3 protein-coding genes and 2 pseudogenes are annotated in these 4,642 nt (G+C 71.0%); all 5 read right to left on the bottom strand.

The features are described from left to right. Window positions 1–96: 96 nt before the first annotated feature. Window positions 97–711: pseudogene (locus tag AB0J09_RS56860) on the bottom strand (glycosyltransferase); the annotation flags it as partial. 12 nt (window positions 712–723) lie between these two features. After that, complete coding sequence (gene ftsW, locus AB0J09_RS56855) at window positions 724–2,001, bottom strand: putative lipid II flippase FtsW (RefSeq protein ID WP_360711082.1); 1,278 nt, start codon at window positions 1,999–2,001, stop codon at window positions 724–726. Beyond that, a complete protein-coding gene (murD, locus tag AB0J09_RS56850) occupies window positions 1,985–3,361 on the bottom strand; it encodes a UDP-N-acetylmuramoyl-L-alanine--D-glutamate ligase (RefSeq protein ID WP_360711079.1) in 1,377 nt (458 codons plus the stop codon). The genes ftsW and murD overlap by 17 nt, the downstream gene beginning before the upstream one ends. After that, complete coding sequence (mraY, locus tag AB0J09_RS56845; protein WP_360711077.1) at window positions 3,358–4,416, bottom strand: phospho-N-acetylmuramoyl-pentapeptide-transferase; 1,059 nt, start codon at window positions 4,414–4,416, stop codon at window positions 3,358–3,360. The genes murD and mraY overlap by 4 nt, the downstream gene beginning before the upstream one ends. Beyond that, window positions 4,413–4,642, bottom strand: a pseudogene (locus AB0J09_RS56840) (UDP-N-acetylmuramoyl-tripeptide--D-alanyl-D-alanine ligase); the annotation flags it as partial. The pseudogene AB0J09_RS56840 and the gene mraY, both read right to left, overlap by 4 nt.

The raw sequence follows: 4,642 nt of genomic DNA, 5'->3' as shown, positions 1-4,642 counted from the left end.
ACAGACCGGGTCGGCCGTGCGGCTGACGATGTGGGTGAACGATCAGAAGATTCACGAGGTGGAGGACCCGAACGGGCTCGGGAACGGCTACGTGGTCGCGGCCTCGTTGAGCGACCTGGCCCCCTGAGAGCCGCCGAACACCAGCAGCGTCGGCCGGTCGTTCTCCAGCCCGAACCAGGAGCGCGCCTTGTCGCCCATGGACAGCCGGTCGAGGTTGACGATCTCGCGGCGGATCGGGGTGCCGATGTATTCGGCCTTGGGCAGCGTGGTGCCGGGGAAGCCGGCGAAGACGTGGTCGGTGAGCCGGGCGCCGAGCCGGTTGGCCAGCCCGGGACGCGGATTGGCCTCGTGCACGACGATCGGCAGGCCGCGCCGCTTGGCCGCCAGATAGGCGGGGGTCGCGACGTAGCCGCCGAATCCGACGAGGATGTCGGCCTTGACCCGGTCGAGTATGCCGGCCGCCGCGTTGATCGCCCCTGCCAGTCTCCCCGGCACGGTGAGCAGGCTCGGAGTGATCGCCCTTGGCAACGGAACGGCCGGCACCAGCTCCAGCTCGTAGCCCCTGGCGGGAACGAGCCGCGTCTCCAGACCGCGCTCCGTGCCCAAACAGGTGATGCCGACGCCCCGGTCAAGATGGCGCAGCGCGTCCGCAAGGGCGAGCGCGGGCTCGATGTGCCCGGCCGTCCCCCCACCGGCGAGGACCACCCTCATCTCGGTCACTCCCTAACGTGTCACTCGGCCTCTGGTCGTACCCCCCAGGCCAAGCCAGCTTAGGGCCCGGGCGGCCGGTCCGGGGCCACGAGCTGCCAAGGCTTCTCGCGCACCTGGCTCGCGTTTGGCGAACGACAACAGCATGCCGAGCGCGGCGAGCGTGGGCAGCAGCGAGGAACCGCCGTACGAGACCAGCGGCAGGGGGATGCCGGTGATCGGCAGCACGCCGAGCACGGCGCCCATGTTGACGGTCGCCTGCCCGACGATCCAGGCCACCATGGCGGCGGCGGCGAGCCTGGTGAAGGCGTCGTTGACGCGGACGGCGACCCGCAGCCCCGCGTACCCGAGCAGCCCGAACAGCGCCACCACCATCAGCGTGCCCATCAGCCCGAGCTCCTCGCCGAGGATGGCGAAGATGAAGTCGCTCTCGCCGTGTGGCAGCCAGCTCCACTTCTGCCGGCTCGCGCCGAGCCCGAGCCCGAACCAGCCGCCTGAGCCCATCGCGATCTGCCCCTGTACGGCCTGGTATCCGGCGTTCTGTGCGTCGGCCCACGGGTTGAGGTAGGCCCCGATGCGCGCCATCCGGTACGGCTCCACCTTGATCATGATGACCGCGGCGAGCACCGCCAGCGACAGGATGCCGCCGAACAGCTTCACCGGCGCCCCCACCACCCACAGCAGCGCCAGGAAGATCATGAACAGCACCAGCGTGGTGCCCAGGTCGCGGCCGAGCATGACCATGACGGCCAGGATCGCGGTGCCGGGCATGAGCGGGATCAGCATCTGCCGCCACTCGATGCGGCCCAGCCGCGCCCGCCTGGCCAGCAGGTCCGCCCCCCACAGCACAAGCCCGAGTTTGGCCGGCTCGGACGGCTGGATGGTGAGAGAGTCGCCGATGTAGATCCACCGCTGCGCGCCCAGCTCGGACGAGCCGATGAACAGCACCATGACCAGCGCCAGGATCGACAGCGCCATCATGGGGTAGCCCGCCCAGCGGAAGAACTTGACCGGCAGGCGCGAGCAGGCCCACATCAGCGGCGCGCCCACCGCGGCCGACACCGACTGCTTGAAGAACCACGAGAACGGGCTGCCGGTCTTCTGCAGCGCCTCGATGCTGGAGGCCGACAGCACCATCATCAGGCCGAGCGCGAGCAGCAGCGCGCTGCACATGATGATCAGGTAGTAGGTGGTCAGCGGCTTGTCGAGCAGCTCCTTCAGCGCGCCGAGCTGTTCGCGCGCCCAGCTGCCCGGCCCCTCGACGGCGCGCGGTTCCTCAGCGCTCGCGCTCACGTCGCAGCCTCAGCTCGTGTACGGCGCGTGCGAAGGCCTCCCCCCGCGCCGGATAGTTGGCGAACATGTCAAGGGAGGCCCCCGCCGGGGAGAGCAGCACGGTGTCCCCGGGCGAGGCCAGCCGGGCGGCTTCGGTGACGACTCTTTCCATCGCACCAGTGTCCCGATCGGCGATGTCCACGACGGGGACATTCGGCGCGTGTCGCGCGATGGCTTCCGCGATGGCCGCGCGATCGGCGCCCAGCAGCACCGCGCCGCGCAGTCTGGGGGCCGCCTGGCGCACCAGCTCGTCGACGTCGGCGCCCTTGAGCAGGCCGCCCGCCACCCATACGATCGACTGGTACGAGGCCAGCGCGGCGGCGGCGGCATGCGGGTTGGTCGCCTTGGAGTCGTCGATGTAGTCGACCTCGCCGACCCGGTCGACGTGGGCGAGCCGGTGGGGATCGGGCACGAAGTCCCGCAGGCCCTGGCGTACCGCCTCGGAAGGGACGCCGAGGGAGCGGGCCAGGGCGGCGGCGGCCAGCGCGTTGGCCACGTTGTGCGGCGCGAAGGGACGGACGTCCTCCAGCGTCGCCAGCTCCTCGGCCGCCTCCACGGGGTCCTCCACGAACGCCCGGTCGACCAGCAGGTCCTCCACCACGCCGATCTCACCCCGCCTGGGCACCCGCAGCGTGAACCCGACCGCTCCCGGGTAGGGCGCGGCCAGCCTGGTCGCCTCGGGGTCGTCGGCGTTGTAGATGACGATCTTGGCCCGCTCGTAGATGCGGCCCTTGGCGGCGGCGTACTCCTCCATGGAGCCGTGCCAGTCGAGGTGGTCGGGGGCCACGTTGAGGATGGCCGCGGCGTGCGGGGCCAGCGTGCTCGACCAGTGGAGCTGGAAGCTGGACAGCTCGACGGCCAGCACGTCGTACGGCTCGGCGACGGCCCGCACCACGGGGACGCCCACGTTCCCGACGGCCAGGGCCTTGCGGCCGGCGGCGAGCAGGATCGAGGTGAGCATGCGCACGGCGGTGGTCTTGCCGTTGGTGCCGGTCAGCGCGAGCCACGGCGCCGCCTGCGCCGGCCGCAGCCGCCAGGCCAGCTCGACCTCGCCCACCACCTCGACGCCCGCTTCGAGCGCGGCGGCGATCAGCGGGTGGTGCGGCGCCCAGCCGGTGGTGACCAGCCGCGTCGCCCCCTCCGGGACCTCCATGGCCCCGAAGCGGGTCTCCACGCCCGCCGCGGCCAGCTCGGCGGCGGCGGCGAGCTGCCGCTCGCCCTCCACCGCCTCCACGATCACGACCCGCTCGCCGCGCTCGGCCAGGACCCTGGCCACGGCGGTGCCGGAGACGCCGAGCCCGGCCACACACGTCACGCTCATGCCCCTGGCATCCACTCGACGTAGAACAGCCCGAGCCCGAGAGCCGAGCAGAGCATCGCGATCAGCCAGAACCTGACCACAATCGTAGTCTCCGCCCAGCCCTTCAGCTCGAAGTGGTGCTGCAGCGGGGCCATCCTGAACACCCGTTTCCTCGTCATCTTGAAGAACCCGACCTGGATGATCACCGACAGCGTGATCATCACGCACAGGCCGGCGAGGATGATCAGCAGGAGCTGGGTACGGGTGGCGATGGCCAGCCCGGCCAGCACGCCGCCGAGTGCCAGCGAGCCGGTGTCGCCCATGAAGATGCGCGCGGGCGGGGCGTTCCACCACAGGAACCCGATCAGCGCCCCCAGCACGGCCGCGGCCACCACGGCCAGGTCGAGCGGATCTCGTACCCAGTAGCAGTTGGGGCCGAGCTGGTCGATGCAGTTGTTGCGGAGCTGCCAGTTGCCGATCAGCACGTAGGCCGCGAGCACGACGCCGGTCGCGCCGCTGGCCAGGCCGTCGAGCCCGTCGGTGAGGTTCACCGCGTTGGAGAACCCGACGATCATGAAGAGCACCCAGATGGTGAACCCGACGATGCCGATCGACGGGCCGATGTCCCGCAGGAACGACACCCGGGTCTCGGCGGGGGTGATGCCGTAGACGTTCGGCTGGCGGACCACCAGGAACGCGAAGACCGCGCCGACGACGAGCTGGCCGAGCGCCTTGGCACCGCTGCGGAGGCCGAGGCTGCGCTGCTTGTAGATCTTGATGAAGTCGTCGAGGAACCCGACCGCGCCGAGGCCGGTCATGAGGAACAGCACCAGCATGCCCGACACGGTCGGCGGGGTGAACGTGGCGAAGTGGGAGGCCCCGTAGGCGAACAGGGCGGCCAGCACGAACACGGTGCCGCCCATGGTGGGGGTGCCCCGCTTGCCGAGGTGGGCCTGCACGCCATCCTCGCGGATCTCCTGGCCGTAGCCGCGCCGCGAGAACAGCCTGATCGCCAGCGGGGTGCCCAGCATCGAGATGATCAAACCCACCGCGCCGGCGATGACGATGTTGATCACTGGGCGGCACCTCCGAGCAGCAGCTCGGCCGTCCGTTCCAGTCCCATGGCTCTCGGTCCCTTCACCAGCACCGCATCACCCGGCCGCAGCCATCCGGCCAGCTCGGCCGCGGCCGCCTCGGCATCGGGCACATGCACAATTCGCATCGCCTGCGCAGGATACGCGGCCCCAGCCCCCGGCGGTCCCCCGCTCGGCGGTCCCCCGGCCGGCACCCCTGCCACCACAG

The sequence above is a fragment of the Nonomuraea sp. NPDC049784 genome (assembly GCF_040659615.1).
Classification (GTDB): domain Bacteria; phylum Actinomycetota; class Actinomycetes; order Streptosporangiales; family Streptosporangiaceae; genus Nonomuraea.
The sequence above is the reverse complement of the archived record's forward strand: the minus strand, read 5'-3'. Positions and strand labels throughout refer to the sequence as shown.

What these genes read in the sequence shown, in the direction of transcription:
- murD (WP_360711079.1), bottom strand. Translation starts at nt 3,361, where the DNA reads ATGAGCGTGACGTGTGTGGCCGGGCTCGGCGTCTCCGGCACCGCCGTG.